At 71.9% G+C, this 22466-nt stretch carries 21 protein-coding genes and 1 pseudogene; 16 read left to right on the top strand and 6 right to left on the bottom strand.

Features of this window, described 5'->3' with window-relative positions; translation table 11 throughout:
* Nucleotides 1-33 precede the first annotated feature (33 nt).
* The 6 genes from pdxH to CLT71_RS19485 all read left to right on the top strand — a co-directional run bounded on the left by pdxH (nucleotide 34) and on the right by CLT71_RS19485 (nucleotide 5415).
* On the top strand, nucleotides 34-687 hold the full coding sequence (pdxH, locus tag CLT71_RS19510; protein WP_101368370.1) for a pyridoxamine 5'-phosphate oxidase: 654 nt from the start codon (nucleotides 34-36) through the stop codon (nucleotides 685-687).
* Nucleotides 688-758: 71 nt separating this feature from the next.
* Nucleotides 759-2063, top strand: a complete 1305-nt coding sequence (locus CLT71_RS19505) for an MFS transporter (RefSeq protein ID WP_101368369.1) — start codon at nucleotides 759-761, stop codon at nucleotides 2061-2063.
* Between the two features lie 16 nt (nucleotides 2064-2079).
* Complete coding sequence (locus tag CLT71_RS19500) at nucleotides 2080-3015, top strand: aldose 1-epimerase family protein (RefSeq protein WP_101368368.1); 936 nt, start codon at nucleotides 2080-2082, stop codon at nucleotides 3013-3015.
* 30 nt (nucleotides 3016-3045) lie between these two features.
* On the top strand, nucleotides 3046-3699 hold the full coding sequence (locus tag CLT71_RS19495) for a nitroreductase family protein (protein ID WP_101368367.1): 654 nt from the start codon (nucleotides 3046-3048) through the stop codon (nucleotides 3697-3699).
* A 197-nt stretch (nucleotides 3700-3896) separates the two neighbouring features.
* Nucleotides 3897-4196, top strand: a complete 300-nt coding sequence (locus tag CLT71_RS19490) for a type II toxin-antitoxin system VapB family antitoxin (RefSeq protein WP_101368366.1) — start codon at nucleotides 3897-3899, stop codon at nucleotides 4194-4196.
* A gap of 34 nt (nucleotides 4197-4230) precedes the next feature.
* A complete protein-coding gene (locus tag CLT71_RS19485) occupies nucleotides 4231-5415 on the top strand; it encodes an acyl-CoA dehydrogenase family protein (RefSeq protein ID WP_101371600.1) in 1185 nt (394 codons plus the stop codon).
* Nucleotides 5416-5433: 18 nt separating this feature from the next.
* Here CLT71_RS19485 and CLT71_RS19480 read toward each other — a convergent pair whose 3' ends face one another.
* The gene (locus CLT71_RS19480) at nucleotides 5434-6453 is read right to left on the bottom strand and encodes an ABC transporter substrate-binding protein (RefSeq protein ID WP_101368365.1); all 1020 of its coding nucleotides are present in this window, start codon (nucleotides 6451-6453) and stop codon (nucleotides 5434-5436) included.
* Between the two features lie 93 nt (nucleotides 6454-6546).
* Entirely contained in the window at nucleotides 6547-8601 is a 2055-nt protein-coding gene (locus CLT71_RS19475) for a HEAT repeat domain-containing protein (RefSeq protein ID WP_101368364.1), read from the bottom strand.
* 48 nt (nucleotides 8602-8649) lie between these two features.
* On the opposite strand from CLT71_RS19475, the gene CLT71_RS19470 reads away from it, so the two are divergent.
* From CLT71_RS19470 to CLT71_RS19455, 4 genes are read left to right on the top strand one after another with little or no spacing between them, the layout of a single operon-like run.
* Complete coding sequence (locus CLT71_RS19470; protein ID WP_101368363.1) at nucleotides 8650-10437, top strand: glycoside hydrolase family 15 protein; 1788 nt, start codon at nucleotides 8650-8652, stop codon at nucleotides 10435-10437.
* 27 nt (nucleotides 10438-10464) lie between these two features.
* Nucleotides 10465-11232, top strand: a complete 768-nt coding sequence (locus CLT71_RS19465; protein ID WP_101368362.1) for a DUF427 domain-containing protein — start codon at nucleotides 10465-10467, stop codon at nucleotides 11230-11232.
* Between the two features lie 9 nt (nucleotides 11233-11241).
* Nucleotides 11242-11637, top strand: coding sequence for a DUF1622 domain-containing protein (locus tag CLT71_RS19460; protein ID WP_101368361.1), 396 nt, complete (start codon nucleotides 11242-11244; stop codon nucleotides 11635-11637).
* Entirely contained in the window at nucleotides 11634-11969 is a 336-nt protein-coding gene (locus CLT71_RS19455; protein ID WP_101368360.1) for a hypothetical protein, read from the top strand. The genes CLT71_RS19460 and CLT71_RS19455 overlap by 4 nt, the downstream gene beginning before the upstream one ends.
* Here CLT71_RS19455 and CLT71_RS19450 read toward each other — a convergent pair.
* From CLT71_RS19450 to CLT71_RS19440, 3 genes are all read right to left on the bottom strand, one after another.
* Nucleotides 11966-13132 (bottom strand): glycoside hydrolase family 10 protein, encoded by a 1167-nt coding sequence (locus tag CLT71_RS19450; protein WP_101368359.1) that lies wholly within the window; start codon nucleotides 13130-13132, stop codon nucleotides 11966-11968. The two genes, CLT71_RS19455 and CLT71_RS19450, sit on opposite strands and share 4 nt — an antisense overlap.
* A 237-nt stretch (nucleotides 13133-13369) precedes the next feature.
* Nucleotides 13370-14821 (bottom strand): extracellular solute-binding protein, encoded by a 1452-nt coding sequence (locus tag CLT71_RS19445; RefSeq protein WP_158242264.1) that lies wholly within the window; start codon nucleotides 14819-14821, stop codon nucleotides 13370-13372.
* Nucleotides 14814-15317: a sigma-70 family RNA polymerase sigma factor gene (locus tag CLT71_RS19440; RefSeq protein ID WP_101368357.1), complete on the bottom strand. Its 504-nt coding sequence runs from the start codon at nucleotides 15315-15317 to the stop codon at nucleotides 14814-14816. The genes CLT71_RS19445 and CLT71_RS19440 overlap by 8 nt, the downstream gene beginning before the upstream one ends.
* Before the next feature lie 146 nt (nucleotides 15318-15463).
* On the opposite strand from CLT71_RS19440, the gene CLT71_RS37065 reads away from it, so the two are divergent.
* Together CLT71_RS37065 and CLT71_RS19435 are read left to right on the top strand one after the other, a co-directional pair.
* Complete coding sequence (locus tag CLT71_RS37065) at nucleotides 15464-15619, top strand: hypothetical protein (protein ID WP_158242263.1); 156 nt, start codon at nucleotides 15464-15466, stop codon at nucleotides 15617-15619.
* Nucleotides 15620-15625: 6 nt separating this feature from the next.
* Complete coding sequence (locus CLT71_RS19435) at nucleotides 15626-16447, top strand: DUF4230 domain-containing protein (RefSeq protein ID WP_101368356.1); 822 nt, start codon at nucleotides 15626-15628, stop codon at nucleotides 16445-16447.
* A 141-nt stretch (nucleotides 16448-16588) separates the two neighbouring features.
* Here CLT71_RS19435 and CLT71_RS19430 read toward each other — a convergent pair whose 3' ends face one another.
* On the bottom strand, nucleotides 16589-16795 hold the full coding sequence (locus CLT71_RS19430) for a PspC domain-containing protein (protein WP_101368355.1): 207 nt from the start codon (nucleotides 16793-16795) through the stop codon (nucleotides 16589-16591).
* 306 nt (nucleotides 16796-17101) lie between these two features.
* Between CLT71_RS19430 and CLT71_RS19425 the strand changes: the two genes are divergently transcribed.
* The 4 genes and pseudogenes from CLT71_RS19425 to CLT71_RS19410 form a co-directional block, all read left to right on the top strand.
* Nucleotides 17102-18472: an L-serine ammonia-lyase gene (locus CLT71_RS19425; RefSeq protein ID WP_101368354.1), complete on the top strand. Its 1371-nt coding sequence runs from the start codon at nucleotides 17102-17104 to the stop codon at nucleotides 18470-18472.
* A 297-nt stretch (nucleotides 18473-18769) separates the two neighbouring features.
* Entirely contained in the window at nucleotides 18770-19597 is an 828-nt protein-coding gene (locus CLT71_RS19420) for an ABC transporter permease (RefSeq protein ID WP_101371599.1), read from the top strand.
* Nucleotides 19598-19608: 11 nt separating this feature from the next.
* Complete coding sequence (locus tag CLT71_RS19415) at nucleotides 19609-20343, top strand: ABC transporter ATP-binding protein (RefSeq protein ID WP_369931442.1); 735 nt, start codon at nucleotides 19609-19611, stop codon at nucleotides 20341-20343.
* Nucleotides 20343-22391: pseudogene (locus CLT71_RS19410) on the top strand (DUF5941 domain-containing protein); the annotation flags it as partial. The gene CLT71_RS19415 and the pseudogene CLT71_RS19410, both read left to right, overlap by 1 nt.
* Nucleotides 22392-22466: the final 75 nt, after the last annotated feature.

The raw sequence follows: 22466 nt of genomic DNA, 5'->3' as shown, positions 1-22466 counted from the left end.
CGACCTTCGATCCAGTGACGAGGATGTGACGTGATGCGGGACACACCGCCGGCCGGACTGCGCCGGGAGTACGCCTGCACCGAAGGGCTCGCCGAGGAGGACCTGGCGGCCGACTGGTGTACCCAGTTCCACCGCTGGTTCCTCGACGCGGTCGCGGCCGGGCTGCCGGAACCGAACGCGATGGTGGTGGGCACGGCCGACGAACAGGGCCGGCCGAGCAGCCGAACGGTGCTGCTGAAGGGGTACGACGAGCGCGGGCTGGTCTTCTACACCAACTACCTGTCGCGCAAGGGCACCGAGGCGCGGCTCAACCCGTACGCCAGCCTGCTGCTGCCGTGGTTTCCGATGCAGCGGCAGGTGGTGATCTGCGGCACGATCGACCGGGTCGACCGGGCCGAGACGGAGGAGTACTTCGCCAGCCGGCCGCGCGGGTCGCAGCTCGGGGCGTGGGCGAGCCCACAGTCGGAGGTGCTCGCCGACCGGGCAACCCTTGACGACCGATTCGAGGCCGTCGCGCAGCGGTTTCCCGACGGCGTACCCGTGCCACCGCCGCCGCACTGGGGCGGTCTGCGGGTGGTCCCCTCGACGGTGGAGTTCTGGCAGGGGAGGGCGAGCCGGCTGCACGATCGGCTGCGCTACCGTCGGGCCGGTGCGGACGACTGGATCATTGAGCGGCTGGCACCTTGACCTCCGCTGATTCCGCCGAAGCGGCCGCCGCCGGAAAGCCGCGATCCGGCGGCCGGTTCTCCCGATGGGCGATGGACGTACGCCCGCTGCGGGTGCCGGCGTACCGGCGGCTCTGGATCGGCAACGGCGTCTCGATGTTCGGCTTCCAGCTCACCGCGGTCGCCGTACCGGTGGAGATGTTCGCGCTGACCAGGGAGTCGCTCTGGGTCGGTCTGCTGGGTATCGCCGGATTCGTCCCGCTGTTGCTCTTCGGTCTCTGGGGCGGTGCGGTCGCGGACGCGGTGGACCGGCGCAAGCTGCTGCTGGCTAGTTCGGTGCTGATGTGGCTCTCCACCGGTGGGCTGCTGCTCCAGGCGCTGTTCCGGGTCGGCAGCCCGATCCTGCTGCTGGTGCTGGTCGCGGTGCAGACGACCGCGTTCGCGATCAGTTCGCCGGCCCGGCAGGCGATCATCGCCCGGCTGGTACCCGCCGCGCTGGTGCCGTCGGCGAACACCCTCGGTTACACCACCTCGACCGCAGGTGGGGTACTCGGTCCGCTCGCCGCCGGCCTGGTCTTCTCGGCCGGGCCGGTCGAGCTGGTGCTCCCGGTGGCGTACGGCGTGGACGCGCTGCTCTTCACCGTCTCGCTCTGGGCCACCTACCGGCTGCCCCCGATGCCACCGCTCGACGACGGCGGCGCGCGCCCGCGGGTCGGCCTGGCCAGCGTGGTGGACGGGTTCCGCTATCTGGCCACCACTCCGGTGCTGTTGCTCTCCTTCGCCGTCGACATCATCGCGATGGTGCTGGCGATGCCCCGGGCGCTCTTTCCCGAGGTGGCGCAGGAGCGGTTCGGCGGCGGTTCGGCGGTCGGCTGGCTGTTCAGCGCGATCGCGATCGGCTCGGTGCTCGGCGGGCTCACCTCGGGCTGGGTCAGCCGGGTCCGCCGGCAGGGACTGGCCCTGGTCTGCGCCGTGGTCGGCTGGGGGCTGGCGATCGCCGCCGCCGGGCTGGCCCGGCAGCTCTGGCTGGCGGTCCTGCTGCTCGCGGTCGCCGGGGCGGCCGACCTGGTCAGCGCGGTCTTCCGGCAGTCGATGTTGCAGGTCTACGCCCCGGACCGGCTGCGCGGCCGGTTGCAGGGCGTGAACATCACGGTGGTGGCGGGTGGTCCACGGCTGGGCGACCTGCGCGCCGGCAGTACCGCCGCCGCCTTCGGGGTCGGCGTCGCCTGGGTGGGCGGCGGGGTGGCCGCGGCCGTACTCGCGCTGCTGCTGGGACTCCTCTTCCCGGCGCTGGCGCGCTACCGGGCGCCACGGCCCGAGGACGAGGACGCCGGGGCCGGCGACGGGGAGCCGAGGCCGGGCGCGGCAGCCGGCCAGCCGGGCGCCGCCGCCGGGTAACGGCTATCGTCCCGGCATGGACAACGTCACAACGGCGACCCGGCCGCTCTCCGGTGCACAGTGGACGATCTCTGCCGCCGGCCAGGAGGCCGTGGTGGTCGAGGTCGGTGGAGGGCTGCGGGCGTACCGGGCGAACGGCGTCGACTACCTCGACGGGTACGCGGAGGACGAACTGCCGGCCGGCAGCGCCGGTCAGGTACTCGCCCCGTGGCCGAACCGGATCCGCGACGGCCAGTACACCTTCGCCGGCCAGGAGTTGCAGCTTCCGCTGACCGAGCCGGCCCGGCACACCGCGATACACGGCCTGGTCAACTGGTTGCCGTGGCGGCTGGTCGAGCATCGGCCGGACGCGGTGGTGGTGGGCTGTGAGATGCCGGCCCAGATCGGCTACCCGTGGCCGTTGTCGCTGCGTGCCGAGTGGCGGCTCGGCGCCGACGGGCTGCGGGTACGCCACGAGGCGACGAACGTCGGCCGGACGCCCTGCCCGTTCGGCTTCTCCGTGCACCCCTACCTGCGGCTGCCCGGAGTCGCCGTGGACGACCTGCGGCTGCGGATACCGGGCCGCAGCCGGCTGCTGCTGGACGGCCGGCTGCTGCCGATCGGGGCGGCGAAGGTGACCGGCGGGGAGTACGACTTCACCGAGCCGCGCCGGATCGGGCCGGCCGTGCTCGACCTGGCCTTCGGTGACCTCGACCCGGCGCTGGTGCACGACTGGGGTTCCAGCGTGACGCTCTCCGGCCCGGACTCGGCGGTGAGCATCTGGGCCGATCCGTCGTTCGGCTGGTGGCAGGTCTTCACCGGGGACACCCTGACCGGGGACCGTCACCGGCGCTCGGTGGCGGTCGAGCCGATGACCTGCCCGCCGGACGCGTTCCGGTCCGGTCGGGATGTGATAGTCCTCGAACCGGGGCAGACCTGGCAGGGGAGCTGGGGCATCCGGCCCGGCGCCTGACGCCTCGGCGGGAGCCTGGAGGGGCGTGCGATGGAGTTCTCGACGGTGGTCCGGCGGCGCCGGATGGTGCGCAACTACGACCCGGACCGGCCGGTGCCGCCCGAGGTGGTGGACCGGCTGCTGGAGCACGCCGTCCGGGCCCCGTCGGCCGGGTTCGCCCAGGGCTGGGCGTTCCTGGTGCTGACCGAGCCGGCGGACCGGGAGCTGTTCTGGACGGCGACCAGCCCGCAACGGGCTGAGGTGTTAGGAGGGGGCCCTTCATCTACCGAAAACGATAAGCGGGGGCCCTTCCTTAACCGGTGGCTCACCGGGATGCGGCGGGCGCCGCTGATCGTCGTACCGCTGGCGAACCGCTCCGCCTATCTCGACAGGTACGCCGAACCGGACAAGGGGTGGACGGACCGCGACGAGTCCCGCTGGCCGGTGCCGTACTGGTACGTCGACACCGGCTTCGCCGCGCTGCTGATGCTGTTGACCGCGGTGGACACGGGGCTCGGCGCGTGCTTCTTCGGCATTCCGCCGGAGCGCACCGGGGCGTTCGGGGAGGCGTTCGGGGTGCCGGAGGATTACACCCCGATCGGCGCGCTGAGCATCGGTTATCCGGCTCCGGACCATCGCTCCGCGTCGCTGCGGCGCGGTCGGCGGCCGGTGCAGCAGGTGGTGCACCGGGGGCGCTGGAGCTGACATCTGCACCGATTCGGTCGTGACGAGGTCACCGAAGGTAGTAACGAAACTGACATCCGTGGACAAACCAAGAGCTCGTCGGAGGTCGCTAGGCTGACGGACGTCATTGGTACGGTGCGGCTCGGGCAGGTGGCGGGTCGCCGGAGTAGCGGCAAGGGGTCGGGCCAGCACGGCCATGGGGAGGGGAGCGTGCCGTCGTGATCTTCAAAGCGGTTCGGGACGGGCGTCCCTACCCGGACCACGGGCTCACGTTGAAGCAGTGGGCAGAGATCCCGCCACGCCCGCTGCGCCTCGACCAGCTCATCACGACCAAGCGGGAACTCGCGCTGGACAAGCTGCTCGCCGAGGACTCCACCTTCTACGGCGACCTCTTCCCGCACGTGGTGCAGTGGAGCGGCGGTCTCTATCTGGAGGACGGGCTGCACCGCGCGCTGCGCGCCGCGCTCCAGCAACGCAACCAGATCCACGCCCGGGTGCTGGTGCTGACGGCCTCCTGACCAGGACCGGGCCGCGCTGGCTAGGGTGGCGGTCATGACCGAGGCAACCGCCGGGACACCCCCGCTCGACCTGCTCGACCTGGACGGTTCGCTGACCGAGGAGGACCGGCAGATCCGCTCCGTCGTGGGCCAACTGGTGACCGATCGGGTACGCCCGAACGTCGCCGACTGGTACGAGAACGGTCGGGCACCGGTGCGGGAACTGGCCGTGGAGTTCGGCAGGCTCGGCCTGCTCGGCATGCACCTGACCGGGTACGGCTGCGCCGGTGCCTCGGCCGTCGCGTACGGGTTGGCCTGCCTGGAGCTGGAGGCCGGCGACTCCGGCGTACGGTCGCTGGTCTCGGTGCAGGGATCGCTCGCCATGTACGCCATCTGGCAGTACGGCTCCGAGGAGCAGAAACAGCACTGGCTGCCCCGGATGGCGACCGGCGAGGCGATCGGCTGCTTCGGGTTGACCGAGCCGGACCACGGCTCCGACCCCGCCTCGATGACGACCCGGGCCAGCCGGAACGGCTCCGACTGGATACTCGACGGCGGCAAGATGTGGATCACCAACGCGCCGGTCGCCGACCTCGCCGTCGTCTGGGCGCGTACCGACGAGGGGGTGCGCGGTTTCGTCGTACCGATGCAGACGTCCGGGGTGTCGGTGCGGGAGATCCGGCACAAGATGTCGCTGCGCGCCTCCTCTACCGGCGAGATCGTGCTCGACGGGGTCCGGTTGCCGGCGGACGCCCAACTGCCGACGGCGACCGGGTTGCGGGCCCCGCTGAGCTGCCTGACCGAGGCGAGGTACGGCATCGTCTGGGGTGCGCTCGGCGCCGCCCGGGACTGCCTGCACGCCACACTCGACTATGCGAGAAGCCGCGAGCAGTTCGGTCGGCCGATCGCCGGCTTCCAGCTCACCCAGGCCAAGCTGGCCGACATGGCGGTCGAGTTGCAGAAGGGCTATCTGCTGGCGCTACACCTGGGCCGGCTCGCCGACGCCGGCCGGCTCCGGCCGGAGCAGGTGAGCGTCGGCAAGCTGAACAACGTCCGGGAGGCGATCGCGATCGCCCGGCAGTGCCGGACCATCCTCGGCGCGAACGGCATCAGCGGGGAGTATCCCGTGCTCCGGCACGCCAACAACCTGGAGAGCGTGCTGACCTACGAGGGGACCTCCGAGATCCACCAGTTGGTGATCGGCCAGCGGCTCACCGGGCTCTCCGCGTTCGGCGGCTAGCCCGGCGAGCCTGCTGCGTCAGGCCACCTTGCGGGCGGAGCGGAGCGCGGTGGCCAGCGCCTCCAGCGCGGCGGCGCTGCCGGCGTACGAGAATCGGGGTTCGCTGTTCCAGCCGACGATCTGGTTGGCCTTGACCGCCGGAAGCTGCGCCCAGGTGGGCTTGTTGGTCAGGTCCTTCGGCTGGAGCGTGGAGCTGCGGTTGTCCATCAGCAGCAGGTCGGCCGGGTACTTGTCGGCGTTCTCCCAGCTCAGGCTCTCGAAGTAGCCGCCGTCGTCGAGCTTGCCCGGCACGACGACGTCCACGCCCAGCGACTTGTAGTAGAGGATGTCGGAGTTGACGCCGGGGTTGGAGGCGTAGAAGAGATCCTGTGCGGCCGAGCAGGCGAGCACCCGGATTCCGGGGTTGGCCGCGACGGCCTCCCTGATGCTCGCGGCGGCCGCCTCGAACCGGGCCTTCGCCTCGGTGACCTTCGACGCGTTCAGGTCGGCGCCGAGCGAGGCGGCGAGTTCGGCGTGCCGGCCGATCACCTTGTCCAGCGGGGCCCGGGAGGCGACCAGTGCCACGGTCGGGGCGAGCGGGACGATCTGGTCCTTGCTCTCGTCCGGCACGTACCAGAGGGAGTTCTTCTCGTACTCGTGCGTGATCAGCAGTTCGGGCTTGAGCGACGCGTACGTCTCGATGTTGAACTCGCCCCAGGTGTTGCCGATCACGGTCAGCTTGGCCACCGGCAGCTCGCCGGCCTGCACGTCGGCGCTGCCGTCGGCGAGCTTGGTCGGGCCGAAGACGCCGACGAGCTGGTCGGTGACCCCGAAGTCGTGCAGCGCGGCGGCGGTGCCGACGAACGCGACGACCCGGTCCGGCCGGCTGGCGGCGGAGGCCGTCTGCCCCCGGTCGTCGGTGAAGCTCCACGCCCCGCCGGAACCGGTCTCCGCACCGGCGTCGTCGTCCTTGCCGCAGGCGCCGAGCAGGGCGGTGAGGCCGAGCGCGCCGGCCGCGCCGAGCAGGTTGCGGCGGGTGAACTGACGGGGTTGCGGCATGGCGTGGTGCTCCTTGGCTGACCGCTGGGCACAGCGGAACGGTTCGGTCCGTACGGGCGGCCTCGGCGCACCCGGTGCGTAGGTTAGCCTGACCTAAGTTGTTGTTGTCAAGTCGCCGAGTGCGGTCACCGCGGCCCAGAGTTCGTTCCAGAGCCGCTCGTCCTGCCACACGAGGTCGTCGTCGCCGCCCCCGGACGCGCTGAGTCGGCCGTCCTGTTCGACCAACCGGGTCAACTCGGGTACCGCCGACACCGCCCCCATCTCGACAAGCAACGGCACGGTCCGGCGGGGGGCGGACCAGCCCCGCAGGGCGGCGAGAAGCGTCGGCACCAGGTCCGCGACCGGCTCGCTGAGCCGCCAGAGCGCCTCCGCGGCGTCGACCGAGGCCCACCGGTCCGCCAGCAGCCTCCGTAGCGGTGGCACAAGCGTGCCGGCACCGAGCCGCCCGGCCAGGGCGGCGGCGGACCGGGCCGGGAAGTCGCCCTCGCCGAGTACCGCCGCCACCGTCGGCAGGACGGCGTCCAGGTCACCCGTGACCCGCCAGGCGATCTCCGCCGCCGCGACCTGCACCTCCCGCTCCGGATAGGTGGCGGCGGCGACACCGGTCAGCCACGCCGACAGTCGGGGCAGCAGCGGACCGAGCGCCGCACCCGCCGGCACCGCCGGGGCGAGTTCCCGGGACAGCAGGTTCGGATGCGCGGAGAGCTTCGGTTCGAGCGCGGCCAGCAGCGGCCCGGCGTCACCGTCGAGCCGCCACAGGCCGACCCCGGCCGGTACGTCGCCGGCCAGTGCAGCCGCCCGCAGCCACGGCTCGGCGGCCGGCTCGTCGACCCCGATTTCGACCAGGACCCGCGACACCGTCTCCGGCGCCACCGGCAACACGTCGCGCAGTTCGGCGGCGGTCTCGGCGGCCCCCGGCCCCCACCGGCCGAGGAGTTGGGCCAGCCCTCGCACGACCCGGGGGTCGGCCCGGTCCGCTGTCGCCAGTTCGGCCAGCCGGCGTCGGACCAGCGCCAGGTTGGCCGGGTTGCCCCACAGGTCGACCGGAAAGAGCCAGGGCTGGTGGCCGGCTGCCCAGGCGGCACAGAGCGGGTCCAGCCAGCGGGGGTCGCCGAGCAGCGCGAGGGTCTGCACCGCGTGCGTCTCGACGCCGATCGCGATGTCCCCGGCGACCCGGGGATAGCCGGCGGCGATCCCGGCCAGCGCGTCGGCGAAGATCCCGGCCGCCCGACCGCTGCGCCGCAGCACCCAGACCGCCTGGTCGCGTACCTCGATGTCCGGGTCGGACAGGCTCGCCGCCAGCAGCGGTACGACCTCGGCCGGTGCGCGGCGGTGTGCCCGGCAGCGCTCGCCGAGCGACCACGCGGTGTCGCGGCGTACCGCCGGATCGGCCGCGCCGAGCAGCCGGGTCGCCAGTTCGGCGGCGAATCCGGCCCCGGCGTCGGCCACCAGTTCGTCCAGCGGCGTGTGCCGGTGCCGCCAGACATGGTCCACGGTGCCCCCGGCGAGCAGCGCCTCGGCCAGTGCCGCCGCCGCACCCTCCGGCCAGGCCAGCCCGGTGCGGAGTACGCCGAGTCCGGCGGCCACCCGGACCGACGGTGGTCCGGTGTGGACGGACGCCCGGAGCAGCTCGACCGAGCCGACCGGATCCCGGGTGGCGAGCGCCAGCAGCAGGGACGCCTTGACCTGCGGCGACTCCTCGCCGTCCCACGCCTGCCGGAACACCTCGACCGGCACCGCGTCCCCGCACCGGGCCAGCGTGTAGGCGACCTGGGTGCGTACCTCCGGATCCGGATCGTGCAGCAGCGGGCGGAGCCGGTCGGCCTGGGCGCGTACCGCCGTGCGGACCTGCTCGGCCTCGTCGCCGTAGGCGTGCTGCGGATCGGCGAGCATCCCCACCGTGCCGACGATCATGGCGCGCCGGTGCGTGGCGGTGCCGGTCAGCTCGACCAGGAACGGGATCGCCGGCACGGTGGCCGGATAGACCGTGCCCTGGTGGAAGAGGCTGCCCAGCACCTCGTCCCAGGCCGCCTCCGCCTCATCGGGGTCGGCCGAGCCGAGCCCTCGCAGCAGCTCCGGTATCCCCTCGGCGGACCCGTACGCGTGCTGTAGCGCCGACCATTCGATCTCGTCCAGTCCCTCCGGCACGCGCGGACTCTACGGGATTAGAGCCGGTGGTCGGGGGTAGCCCGTCGCGTGGAGGCCGGAGGGATCGCCGAGCACGGGCTGCTGGCCGACGGGCGCAGCGCGGCACTGGTCGACCGCTCCGGCTCGGTCAACTGGTGGTGCCCGGAGCGCTTCGACGCACCCTCGGTCTTCTGCCGGCTGCTCGACGTCAGCGGCGGACACTGGTGGATCCGGCCGGCCGGACGCTTCGAGGTGCAGCGGAATTACCTGCCGGACACGCTTGTGCTGCGTACCGTGTTCCGGACCGAGCGCGGCGAGGTGGCGCTGACCGACGGGCTGCTGCTGGAGACCGGTGCCCGGGGGCACGACATCGGCCGGCGTTCCCCCGGAGTCCTGGTCCGGGTGGTGGAGGGGCTCTCCGGGACCGTACCGATGGTGCTGTCCTACTCGCCCCGGTTCGAGTACGGCCGCCGGATCGCGTACCTGGTGTGGCGGGACGGGCGACTGGTCGCCACCTCCGGACCGACGACGCTGGCGATGAGCGCCCCGATCCCGTTGCGCGTGCAGGAGTCCGAGGCGTCGGCCAGCTTCACCGTCGGTGCCGGGCAGCGGGACACCTTCGTCCTCGCCTACCGGCCCACCTTCCACGAGATGCCGCCGCACCCGGTCGACGAGGCGGACGCGTTCGGCGACACGGTCGCGGGCTGGCGTTCCTGGGCCGCGCACCACGACTACCAGGGGCGTTATCCCGAGCTGGTCCGGCGCAACGCCCTGGTGTTGCAGGGGCTCACCTACGCGCCGAGCGGCGCGGTGGTGGCCGCCGCGACCACCTCACTGCCGGAGAAACTCGGCGGCGACCGCAACTACGACTACCGGTACGCCTGGCTGCGCGACTTCAGCCTTACGTTGCGGGCGCTCTGGGTAGCGGCCTGCCCGACGGAGGCGAACCGGCTCTTCGGCTGGGTCGCCTCGGCAGTCGGCCGGATCGACGGCCAGCCGGTACCGATCATGTTCGGCGTCGAGGGGGAGCGGGACCTGACCGAGCGCCGGATCGAGACGCTGCGCGGGTACGCCGACAGCCGGCCGGTCTGGGTCGGCAACGAGGCGTGGCGGCAGCGCCAGCTCGACGTGCCGGGCGAACTGCTGGACGCGGCCTGGCGGCTGCGGGACTACCTCGACCCGATGGGTGCGGAGGTGCGTGACCTGCTGCGCAGCCTCGCCGACCAGACGGTGCGCAGCTGGCGGGAGCCGGACGCCGGGATGTGGGAGGCCCGGGACGCCGCCCGGCACTACGTGTCGTCAAAGGTCGGCTGCTGGGTGGCGCTGGACCGGGCGGTACGGTTCGGCGCCCGGCTCGGCGACCCCGAGGACCTGGCCCGCTGGGCGGCGAGCCGGGACGAGATCCGTCAGACGGTCCTCCGGGAGGCCTGGAACCCGCAGGTCGGTGCCTACACCGGAGCCTTCGGCTCGGACCAGCTCGACGCCAGCGCGCTGCTTCTGCCGATCGTCGGCTTCCTGCCCGCCACCGACGCCCGGATGCGGGCGACCATCCGGCTGGTCGAGGAGCGGCTCTCCCGGGGCGGCCTGGTCCGGCGCTGGGCCGGCGATCCCGCCGCGTTCACCATCTGCTCCTTCTGGCTGGTGCAGTGTCTCGTACTGGCCGGCGAGCGGGACCGGGCGGCGGCGATCTTCGAAAACGTGGCAGGCGTGGCCAACGATCTCGGGCTGCTGGCCGAGCAGGTCGACCCGTACACCGGGGAGCAGCTCGGGAACTATCCGCAGGCGTTTTCGCACATCGGACTGATCGGCGCGGCCTGGGAACTCACCACCGCCGCGGCCGACCGTCAGGGGGCCTGACCCGTCCCCGAGAAGGGAGGAGAAGCCGTGTCCCTCTATCCACGCGCGATCGTCCCCATCGACCACGTCGAACCCTGCGGCCGGCGGATCCGTGCCCTGTTCAACGGCGAGTGGGTGTTCGACACGGACAGCGCCCGGTACGTCTGGGAGTGGCAGCACCATCCGCACTACTACGTCCCGCTCGCCGACGTACGCCAGGAACTGCTCGTCGACGAGCACGACGTCGAGCAGTACGCCAGCGGTACCGCCCGGCAGTACGGCCTCCGGGTTGGCGAGACCTACCGTTCGGGCTGCGTACGGGTGCACACCGAGAAGTCTGTCGAAGGGCTGGCCAACATGGTGCGCTTCGCCTGGGAAGCCCTGGACGCCTGGTTCGAGGAGGACGAGGAGGTCTTCGTCCACCCGCGCGACCCGTACACCAGGGTGGACGCGCTGCGGTCGACCCGGCGGGTCCGGGTCGAGATCGACGGCGAGGTACTGGCCGAGACGGGCTCACCGGTGCTGGTCTTCGAGACGGGCCTGCCCACCCGCTACTACCTGAACCGGACCGAGGTGGACCTCGGCCGGCTGACCTCCACCGAAACCCAGACCGCCTGCCCCTACAAGGGCCGGACCAGCAACTACTGGTCGGTCCGGGTCGGTGACACCACGCACCACGACGTGGCCTGGGCCTACGACTTCCCCACCCACCTGATGCAGCCGATCGCCGGAATGGTGGCGTTCTTCAACGAGCGGGCCGACATCTTCGTCGACGGCGAGGCGATGCCCCGGCCGCATACCCGCTGGTCGCGGTAGGGCCGCCGGTTGGCCGAGGAACTGCTGGCCCGTGTCGTCCAGGTGCTGGTCACCGTGGTCGAGGCGGTGGGGGCGGCAGTGATCTTCGTCGGTGCGGTCTGGACTGCCGGCCGGTTCGTGGTTGCCGGGATCCGGCACCGGTCGGCTGCGGTCTTCACCCCGATCCGACTGTCGCTGGGCCGGTTCCTCACCCTCGGGCTGGAGTTCCAGCTCGCCGCCGACATCCTGCGTACCGCCGTCTCACCGACCTTCGGACAGCTCGGCCGGCTGGCCGCGATCGCCACCATCCGGACCGCGCTGAACTATTTCCTCGGTCGGGAGATCCGGCAGGAGCAGCGCCAGCTCGGCAGCGGCCCGGACGGTGGCCCGGCCGACCCGGCCGCGGAGGAGGGTGGGCGGCGGTGAAGGGAGTCAGCACCCTGATCACCGCGATCGCCCTGGTGGTGGCGGTGGTGACCCTGCTGACCACCGGCTCGTGGCGGACGGCGTTGCGGGTGCTGCTCGACCTGCTGGTGGCGGCCGGCCTGATCCGGCTGGCCGCGCTGGAGAGCTGGAAGGATCTGGCCGGCGCCGCGATCGTCGTGGCGCTGCGCCAGCTCGTCTCGACCGCGATACTCGGCTCCGGCCGGCCCGGCGTTGGGACCGGACCGGCCGGAGCCCGGGTGGTGGTGGGATGGCTGCGGGCGAGGCGGCCGGGAACGGGTACGGGCCGGACCCGTTCCCGACCCACCTCCTAGAAGCCGCGCCTGCTGTTCGGGTCCGAGGCGACGGCGAGTACCTGCTGGAGACCCCGGTAGGCGGCCTTGGGCTGGAAGTTCTCGTCCAACGGGGTGGCCGCGCCCTGACCCTCGAAGAAACCGGGAACCCAGGAGTACTTGTCGGTGAAGCCCCATACCGTGAACATCACGCAGCGCGGGGTGAGCAGGCAGGCCTGGAGCAGGGTGTTGAAGCTACCCACCTGGCCGGCCTCCTTGTAGGTGTCGATCGGCAGGAAGAACCGCACGTCGACCTCGGTGAACGCGGTCTCCAGGCCGAGCTTGTCGAACCGGGCCAGGTTCTGCGGGGCGTCGATTGGCAGCGGGTACTGGAGGTCGAGGTGCCCCTGGAAGCCCATGCCGTGCAGCGGCACCCGCTGCTTACGGAGCTGCTTGGCCAGCTCGTAGTAGGCGGTGCTCTTCGGGTTGATGTTGTCGATCGCGTAGTCGTTGAGGTAGAGCTTCGCCCGCGGGTCGGCCGCGTGCGCCCAGCGCAGCGCGTCGGCAATGTAGTTCGGGCCGAGGTGCTGACGGAAGATGGTGTCCCGGAGCACCGGGGCGTCGCCGTCGGTGAACGCCTCGTTGACCACGTCCCAGGCCCGGACCTTGCCCCGGAAGTGCTTCACCACAGTGGTGATGTGGTTGCGGACGATGTCACGCAGTTCGGCGGAGTCGATCGAGCCGTCGGCCACGCCATCGGTCAGCCAGGCGGGGGCCTGGCTGTGCCAGAGCAGGGTGTGGCCGTGCACCTTCTGCCCGTTGCGCCGGGCGAACTCGACAAGCTCGTCGGCCGGACCCCAGTTGTACTGGCCCCGGGTCGGCTCCAGCTCCGCCCACTTCATGACGTTCTCGGCGGTGACCGCGGAGAACTCCTTTGCTGCCCGCTCCCGGTACGTCGCGTCGGTGGCGAGCGCGTTCATGTCGATCGCGGTACCGATGCCGAGGCCGTGTTTGCGGGCCAGCGTCCGCAGTGGAAGGTCGGTGTTGGTGCCACCACCGGGTACGTGTGCGGCGGATCCGCCCCTGGTCTGGGCGGCGTTTATCGGTGCCTGGGTCGGAATGGCGGCGGTGGCGGTCGACGGCCCGACCGTGTAGAGGGCGCCGGCCGCGAGCACGCCGACCAGGGCTATCCGAAGTTTTCTCATCGAGCAAGGCCTCCAGGGTGTGGTTCTCCGTCAGCCGCCGGTCGGAACCGGCGGGACCGGCGCGCAGGGGACGGACGCGCGTCGATCCCTACCGGAACGCGGGTCGGGTACGGATTTGCTGCCGGAGGAACTGTCAGAGATCTGACACTCTGGAGGATCGCGTCGGCATTGCCTGGAGATCGCCAACGATGGTATCGAGCATCGTTCTCTGCTCAGCCGGCCTCCGTGATCCTCTGCTCAGCCGGCCTTCGTCATCGCCGCCGCGAACTGCTCTGGGGTGAGCTTCCCCTGGAAGAGTCGTCGCAGGTTGTCGACGAGTGCGGTGGCCGCCGTCGGCTCCAACGCCTGGTCCCAGGCCAGCCCGTACGACGGGGCGCGGGTGACCAGCTCGTGCACCGAGGTCGCGAACTCGGCGTGCCTGGTACCGCGCAGCCGCTGCGCCGCATCGGTCACCGGCGGCACCTCGCCGTCGGCGACCAGGGCGTCCAGGTAGGTGTCCGATGCGACGGACCGGACGAACTCCAGCGCCGCCTCCGGATTCCGGCTGCTGGCGACCACCGAGAAGTAGTGGGTGGGTACCCCGACCAGGTCGGCCGGATCCCCGACCCCGCCGGAGACCGCCGGAAACGGCACGAATCCCAGGTCGCCGGCGGCCACGAAGTCCGGGTTCCGGGCGAGCTGGGTCGGATACTCCCAGGTCCCCATGAGCTGCATCGCGGCCCGGCCCCGGGCCAGCCGCCCCGGCGCATCCCCGTCGTCGTAGGCGACCTCGGCGAAGTCGGCACCGAAGGCGCCCCGCTCGGCGAGTGCCCGCGCCTCCCGCAGCGCCTGCGCCACGGCCGGGTTCGACCAGGCACCGGGCCGGCCGGTGACGATGTCGGCGGTGGTACCCGGACCGCCGATCCGCTCGGCCAGGTACATCACCCACATCAGCTCGGTCCAGCCCTGGGCGCCACCCAGCGCGATCGGGGTGATCCCGCGCTCCTTGAACGTGTCCACCAGGGAGAGCAGCTCGGCGTAAGTGCGTGGCGGCTGTACGCCGGCGTCGGTGAAGACACCGCGGTGGTAGAAGAGCACCACCGGGTGGGTACCGCCCATCGGGATGCCGTACTGCCGACTGTCCACCACCCCGCCGGCCAGGGTGCTGGGCAGGAACCGGTCGCCTGTCCCTGGCTCGTCCCGCAGCGCGGTCAGGTCGGCGAGCATCCCGTCCCGGGCCAGCCGGGCCAGGCCCGCCCCGCCCCAGGTGGCGAAGACGTCCGGACCCTCCGTCGAGCCGATCCCGGTACGCAGCTTCTGCTTGTACTCCTCGTTGCCGAAGGTGACGAGTTCCACGTCGAACCCGGCGCCCCGGTTGTGCCGGTTCACCAGTTTCCGCAGCGCGGGTTCGTCGCCGGGCTGGGTGATCGCCCAGACCCGGATCGTCCCCGGCGCCCCGACGGCGGGGGGCGGCACCGGCGGCACCGTCCGGATCAGCTGCGCCCCGGTCAGGGTCACCGCCAGCACCAGGACCGCCGTCGCCACGCTGGCCAACCCGGCCCGCTGCCGACGCTTACGCCGGTAGCGCCGGCGGATCGTGGCGATCGCCCCCGGATCGGCCGCCGGCAGGGCATGCTGTGCCTGGGTCAGGGTGGCGGTCAGCTCCAGGTCGAGCCGCCCGTCGTCCACCGGACCTACCTCGTCAACCACGTCCGCTCCGAATCGTCGACTCTGTGGGCGCCAGATGCGCCCGTAGCACGCGCTTGGCTCTCGCGTACCGGCTGGAAACCGTGCCCGGAGGTTCGTCGCAGATCCCGGCGATCTCGCTGAACGTGTAGCGGTACAGCACGTGCAGCACCACGACCGTCCGTTCCGCCTTGCCGAGCTGCTGCAACGCCTGCCACAGCGCGCCGTTGCCCACCGCCGTCGCGGCCGGATCGTCGGGCCGGTGGTCGACGTCGTCGGTGAGCACCTCACGTCGCCACCGCCGCCACCGGCTCACGTTCCGGGTCACGATCACCTGCCGGGCGTACGCCTCGGGGTTCTGCCCGGCCTTCGGCCACCGCTGCCAGACCTCGACCACCGCGATCTGGGCCAGGTCGTCCGCCTCGGCCGCGCTGCCGCTGATCAGGTACGCGAACCGCCGCAAAGCGTCCAGGCGCGCCCGAGCGAACTCCTCGGCGTCGCTGAACGCACCGTGGGCCACAGGGTCCTCCTCCGGGCTCCTAGACGCCGGCCGCCGTCGATTCGCTTTCCCTCGAACCTAGCGGTCGGAGTGTGCCGGATCACCTGTCGAAAGCGGTGGTCCGCCGCTCGGCCAGTTCGACGGCGTCGCGGACCAGCATCGCCACGGTGCCCGAGCCGACCCAGCGGCACCGGGACGACCTGTTGAATGCCGCCCTGAGCTGGGCAAACGTGAGTACGGCCCGGGTCCGTACGCCTCGACTCGCGGGTGTCGTACCGGAGCCGTACCGTTTTCTCCAGATGCTCCTTCAACAAGGACGGTGAGGGCGGATGTCCCGAGAAGGCGATGTCAACGAGCCCACGCGTGAGTTCCCCGGCTATGCGTCGGGGAAGGCCACCCCGCCAGACCCGGCCGATCCCTGGTCCGACGGCACGACGCAGGACGACACCCGGCCGTTCGACCCCGACGAGTCCCGGCCGGACCGGTCCGCTTCGGAGCCGTCCGGTGGCGGTCGGTGGGGTCGCGGAGTGTTCGCCCTGGTCGGCATCATCGGCGTGATCGCCGTGCTGGTGCTCGGCGTGCAGGTCAGCGGGATCCTGCCGGACTGGCGCAACCCGTTCGCCAAGGAGGAGACCGACCGCAGCCAGCCGCCGCTGCTCAAGTCGATCCAGGACCTCAGCCGGTACGTCGCGGCGGAGGGGAACTTCGAGGTCGTCGTCGACCTGGAACGCAACCGGAAGTACGTCCCGGACTTCCTGCTCGGCGAGCGCACCCTCTTCGTCGGTGCCGGCACCGTCGACGCGTACGTCGACTTCGGAGCGCTCCGCGACGACGCGGTGGTGGTCTCCGCCGACGGGAAGTCGGTGGAGATCAAGCTGCCGGCGCCGCAGCTCGGTGAGGTCAACCTCGACCTGGAGCGCAGTTACGTCTTCGCCGAGAAGCGCGGCATCCTCAACCAGCTCGGTGAGGTCTTCGGCAGCGACCCGAACCGGCAGCGCGAGGTCTATCTGAAGGCCGAGCAGAAGATCGCCGAATCGGCCAAGAGCAGCGGGCTCAGCGAGCGCGCCCAGGAGAACACCCGGAAGATGCTGGACCAGCTGCTTCGATCGCTCGGCTACGAGCGGGTGACGGTCAGCTACATCCAGCCGTAACCCCACCGCATGAGGCGCGCGCGGCGCGGACCCGCGCCGCGCGCCCCCGCCCTCGCAAGGTGCCCGCAGGATTTTGGCGATCTGTGGTTCGCCTCCGACCACAGGTCGCCGAGAATCTTGGAACGTCCGGGTGCGAGCCCGTCAGTGGGTGCCGGCGTAGAGGCGGTCCTCGTTCGGCATGATGATCCAGAGCGCCAGGTAGATGATCACCTGCGTGCCGGGCAGCAGCAGCGAGAGGATGAAGAGCAGTCGCATCATTCCGGCGGACATGCCGAAGCGGCGGGCCAGGCCGGCGCAGACACCGGCGATCATGCGATTGTCCCGGGGGCGGGTGAGCTTGCGGCTCATCGACGTCTCCTTCGATAGCGGTGGAACGGGCGGCTGATTCCACGGTAGGAACCGCAGGTGGCGCCGCCCTCGGTCTCCAGAGGGATCCGGACACCGCGTACCCGTAGGTACTTACCCGGGCGGGGCCGGCGGACACCCGCGAGCGGTGCCGGTACCCGGGCCGACCTGCTCCGGTGGCCGTCCCAGGCGGGTCGGGCCGGCGCCGGGTAGGCTCGCGGACCGGCAGCTCAGGGCGATGCTCGGGGGAGTCCCGGTGACCGCTGCGGAGCCAGGGTCGGCAACGGGGCCGACCCGGGAGGAGTTTCGATGATCAGCGCCTTCGACCTGTTCACGGTCGGGATCGGGCCGTCCAGCTCGCACACCGTCGGCCCGATGCGGGCCGCCCGGACCTTCGCCGCCGGGCTCAAGGCCGACGGGCTGCTCGCGGAGACGGCCAGGGTACGCGCCGAACTCTTCGGCTCGCTCGGCGCCACTGGCCACGGGCACGGCAGCGGGCCGGCGGTACTGCTGGGGTTGCTCGGGGCGGCGCCGGAGACGGTGGACCCGGACCGGGTCGCCGAGACCGTGGCCGGGATCCGGGCGAGCGGCCGGCTGGGCGTACTCGGTGCGCACGAGGTCGACTTCGACGCCGATCGGGACCTGGTACTCCATCGGCGCCGGTCGCTGCCGTTCCATCCGAACGGGATGACCTTCACCGCGTACGACCCGGCGGGTGAACCGGTGCGGACCCGGACCTACTACTCCGTCGGCGGTGGGTTCGTGGTGGACGAGACCGCGACCGGCGCGGACCGGATCAAGCCGGACACCACCCGGGTCCGGTACCCGTTCACGACCGGGGTCGAGTTGCTGGCCCTGACCGCCGAGACCGGGTTGCCGATCAGCGGGATCATGCTCGCCAACGAGCGGTCGTGGCGCAGCGAGGCGGAGATCCGCGCCGGCCTGCTGGAGATCTGGCGGGTGATGCGGGAGTGCGTCGACCGGGGCAGCCGGCGGGACGGGACCCTGCCGGGCGGGTTGCGGGTCCGGCGCCGCGCCGCCGAGCTGCGGCGGAGCCTGGAGGCGGACCCGGGTTCGGCCGACCCGCTGCGGGTGATGGACTGGGTGACGCTCTTCGCGCTCGCGGTAAACGAGGAGAACGCCGCCGGTGGCCGGGTGGTGACCGCCCCGACGAACGGTGCGGCCGGGATCATCCCGGCAGTGCTGCACTACTACACCCGGTTCGTGCCGGGGGCGTCCGAGGAGGGCGTGATCCGTTTTCTGCTCGCCGCCGCCGCGATCGGCGTGCTGTTCAAGGAGAACGCCTCGATCTCCGGTGCCGAGGTCGGCTGCCAGGGCGAGGTCGGGTCCGCCTGCTCGATGGCGGCGGCCGGGCTGGCCGAGGCGCTGGGCGGTACCCCGGCACAGGTGGAGAACGCCGCCGAGATCGGCATGGAGCACAACCTCGGGCTGACCTGCGACCCGGTCGGCGGCCTGGTGCAGATCCCGTGCATCGAGCGGAACGCGGTGGCCAGCATCAAGGCGATCACGGCGGCCCGGCTGGCGCTGCGCGGTGACGGTGAGCACGCCGTGTCGCTGGACAAGGTGATCAAGACGATGCGGGAGACCGGCGCCGACATGAAGGTCAAGTACAAGGAGACCGCCCGGGGCGGGCTCGCGGTCAACGTCATCGAGTGCTGAGCGCCACGTCCTGACCGGCCGCCCCGGCCGCCCCGGCCGGTACGGGTGCGGGCTCGCGGTCGACGCCATCCAGTGCCGAGCGCCACGTCCGGACCGGGCGCGCCGGGCGGTGCGGCGCGGGTCTGTGGGGGCGGTGGGTCGCTGGCCGTCGGGTAGCGTTGGCTCGTTGCCGGGGGTGGGAGCGACCGCCCGGCCAATTCGTATTTGAGGTGATTTTCCCGACTGCTACCCTATGTCGGGCTCGAGCGGTCGGACCACAACGAGCGCGGTCGGACCATGACGAGCGTGGAGGCGGCTGTGACGTCTGGCGTGGCGGCGGTGTGGTCGCACCGCAACACGCTCCGGCTGCTCGTCCGGCGGGACCTGGCGGTGAAATACCAGCAGTCCGTGCTGGGCTACCTCTGGTCGCTGATCGAGCCGCTCGGCATGGGCGTCATCTACTTCTTCGTCTTCGGCGTGCTCTACCGGTCGGCCACCGACCGGCACCTCGGCGACGCCGCCGACTCGTACCCGCTCTTCCTGATCACCGGCATCTTCGCCTGGATGTGGACGAGTTCGGCGATCGGCGAGGCGACCGCCGCACTCACCGGGCAGGCCCGGTTGATCACCACGATGAACCTGCCCCGCGAGGTCTTCCCGATCGGCCGGGTCGCCGGCCGGTTCGCCGAGTACGTCGCCGGACTGCCGATCCTGGTCGCCGTGGCGATCGTCTACGCCTCGCTCGACAAGATCGAGTTCGGGGTGTCGCTGCTGGCGCTGCCGCTGGCGGTGTTGATCCAGGCGACCCTGCTGATCGGGATCGCCCTGCTGCTCTCCTCGCTCAACGTGCTGATGCGGGACATCGAGCGGCTGATGCGACTGGTCACCCGGGTGCTCTTCTACGCCACCCCGATCATCTATCCGCTGACCCTGGTCCGGGACTCCACGCTGCCGGACTGGATCAAGATCGTCTACGAGTTGAACCCGCTGGTCGGGATCTTCCAGCTCCACCACGCCGTCTGGTACCCCGACGAGTTCCCCGACGCCCGGCTGCTCGGAGTGTCGGTCGGCGGCAGCCTGCTCGTGCTGCTCGCCGGCTGGTGGGTGTTCCGCCGGCTCGAACCCGCCGTCCTGAAGGAGCTGTAGTGACCGGGGCGATGGTGCAGGCGGAGAACCTGGGCATCCGGTTCGTCCGGAACCGGCGGCGCAACCTGCGGCTGCGGGAGATGTTCATCCACCGGGGCGGCCGGCAGCCCGCCGCCGGGGTCTTCTGGCCGCTGCGCAACGTCTCGTTCTCGGTCGCCCCCGGCGACACCGTCGGGATCATCGGCCGCAACGGCACAGGCAAGAGCACCCTGCTCCGGCTGATCGCCGGGGTGCTGATCCCGGACGAGGGCCGGATCCGGGTCGGCGGCGCCGTCGCACCGTTGCTGGAACTCTCCGCCGGCTTCTCCAACGACCTGACCGGGCGGGAGAACGTGCACCTGGTCGGCTCGCTGCATGGGCTCAGCCCGAGCTTCCTGCGCCGGCACTTCGACGAGATCATCGAGTTCTCCGGCGAGCAGATCGCGAAGGCCATCGACACCCCGGTCCGGCACTACTCGTCCGGGATGAAGGTCCGGCTCGGCTTCTCGGTGATCGCACAGCTCCAGCACCCGGTGCTGCTGATGGACGAGGTGACGGCGGTCGGCGACGCCGACTTCCGGAAGAAGTGCTATGACACCATCGACCGGCTGATCGCCGAGGGCCGTACCGTGATGCTGGTCTCGCACAACGAGAACGATCTCACCCGGTTCTGTAGCCGGGGACTCTACTTCGACGGAGGACGATTGCGGGTGGACGGCACCATACGCGAGGCTCTTGACGCATACCACGACGTGGTCAGGCCGTGATGCTGGCGATCCTGCTCACCCCCACCCGGCCGGGCGCGCCGCTGACCCGCCCCGACGGTACGCCGCTGGCCGCCGTACTCCGTGAGCAGTTGCGCGCGGCCGGTGCCCGGGACGTGGTCAGCACCGACGACCCCGGCCAGGTCGCCGTGCTGGCCGGCACCGCCCGGGAACCGGTACTCCTCTGCTCCGGGGACCTGGTCGCGCACACCGCCGTACTCCGGCACCTGGCCACCAGTCCGATGCCCGGCACCGTCGCCCTGGTGCTGCCCGAGCCCGGCGCCGGCCCGGTCGGGGTGGTCGAGGACCGCTCCCAGGTCGTCGCCGTCGCCGACCCCGCGGGGCAGGGCGGCGCCGTCGGCACGCTCACCGCCGCACCGACCGGCGCCTCCGGCGGAGCGGTACGCGTCGGCGTGTCCGACCTGCCCGCCCTGGTCGCCGCGGCCCGGGCCGCCGCCGCAGCGCCTGCCGGCGCCCCCGACCAGGCCCCGCTGCTGGACCGGCTGCTCGCCACGCTCACCTCCCGCCCCGACCCGGCCGCGACCGGCAACCCGGCGACCGGCACCGGCCACGGCACCGGCATCACGATCTTCGCCCACCGGGTACGCCTGCTCGTCGCCCGCCGGGTGACCGACCAGGCGGCGCTGGCCGAGGCGGAGGCGGCGGTGGCGGCGGTCGACTCCGACCGGGCCGAACTGCGGCTCTCGGTCAAGGAGAAGGACGACTTCTTCACCACGTACTTCGTCAGCACCTGGTCCCCGTGGGTGACCAAGCTCTGCGCCCGGCTCCGGCTGACCCCGACCGGGGTGACCGCGATCTCGGTCGCCTTCGCGGTGGCGGCGGCGGCGCTCTTCGCGTTCGGCGACCGGCCCGCGCTGGTGGCCGGTGCGGTCCTGCTCTACCTCGGCTTCATGCTGGACTGTGTCGACGGGCAGTTGGCCCGTTACACCCGGCACTTCAGCCCCTGGGGCGGCTGGCTCGACACCATCGCCGACCGGGCCAAGGAATACCTGGTCTACGCCGGCCTTGGCATCGGGGTCGAACGGGCCGGTGGCCCCGGCTGGGCGCTGGCGATCGCCGCGATCACCCTGCAGACCGTCCGGCACATGACCGACACCTGGTACGGCGCGCTGCACGACGAGGCGGCCAAGCGCCCCCGCCCGGCCGGGCAGGGCGGCTCCGGTGGCCTCGGCGACCGGCTCAGCCAGGCGTCGAACCGGGTACAGGCCGACACCGGCTCGCTGACGTACTGGGCGAAGCGGACGGTGGTCTTCCCGATCGGGGAGCGGTGGGCCCTCATCTCGCTGACCGTGGCGATCTTCAGTCCACTGGTCAGCCTGGTCGCCGTACTGGTCTGGGGCGGGCTGGCGGCGCTGTACACGCTGGCGCTGCGTACCCTGCGGGCCCGCTCGATGCGGGTGGCGGTGCTGACCCGGGTCGACACCACGCTGCACCGGGACGACGGGCCGGTGATCCGCCGGCTCGCCGGGTTCGGCCGGGACGCCGGGCTGCTCGGGCCGCTGCCGCTCGCCCTGCTCGGCGTGGTGGTCAGCCTGGTCCTGCTCGGTGCCGGCCTGGCCGGGCTCGACACCGATTCGGCCCGCTGGCTGGTACCGCTGGCCGTGCTGGCGGTGCTGGTCGCCGGACTGTCGGCGACGACACCGCACGGCGGCGCGCTGGACTGGCTGGTGCCGGCGGCGCTGCGGGCCGCCGAATACCTGCTGGTGATCGGGGCCGGGCTGCTGATCGACGCGGACGGAGCGGTGATCTTCGCGCTGCTCTTCGTACTGGCGCTGCGGCACTACGACCTCACCGCCCGGCTGGAGAAGCGGGAGCGGGCGCCGCTGATGCACGCGCTCGGGTTGGGCTGGGACGGCCGGCTGATCCTGCTCGCCGTCGCCGTACTCGTCGGCCCGGCCGCCGGCCGGGCGGCACTGCTGCTGCTCGCCGGCTATCTGGCCGTGATTTTCCTGGTGAACGCGCTCCGAGGCTGGGTACCCAGGGACATTCCCGCGCCACGACAGCCGGTCGACGCCGCCGTCGGGTCCGGTGGCCACCCCGCCGCCCCCGACACCTTCGCGACCGCCGGGGCGGGGGAGGGGCCCGCCGCGACCCCGGGGCGACCG

The organism is Plantactinospora sp. CNZ320 (assembly GCF_002846275.1).
This window is presented reverse-complemented; position numbering and strand designations above follow the sequence as displayed.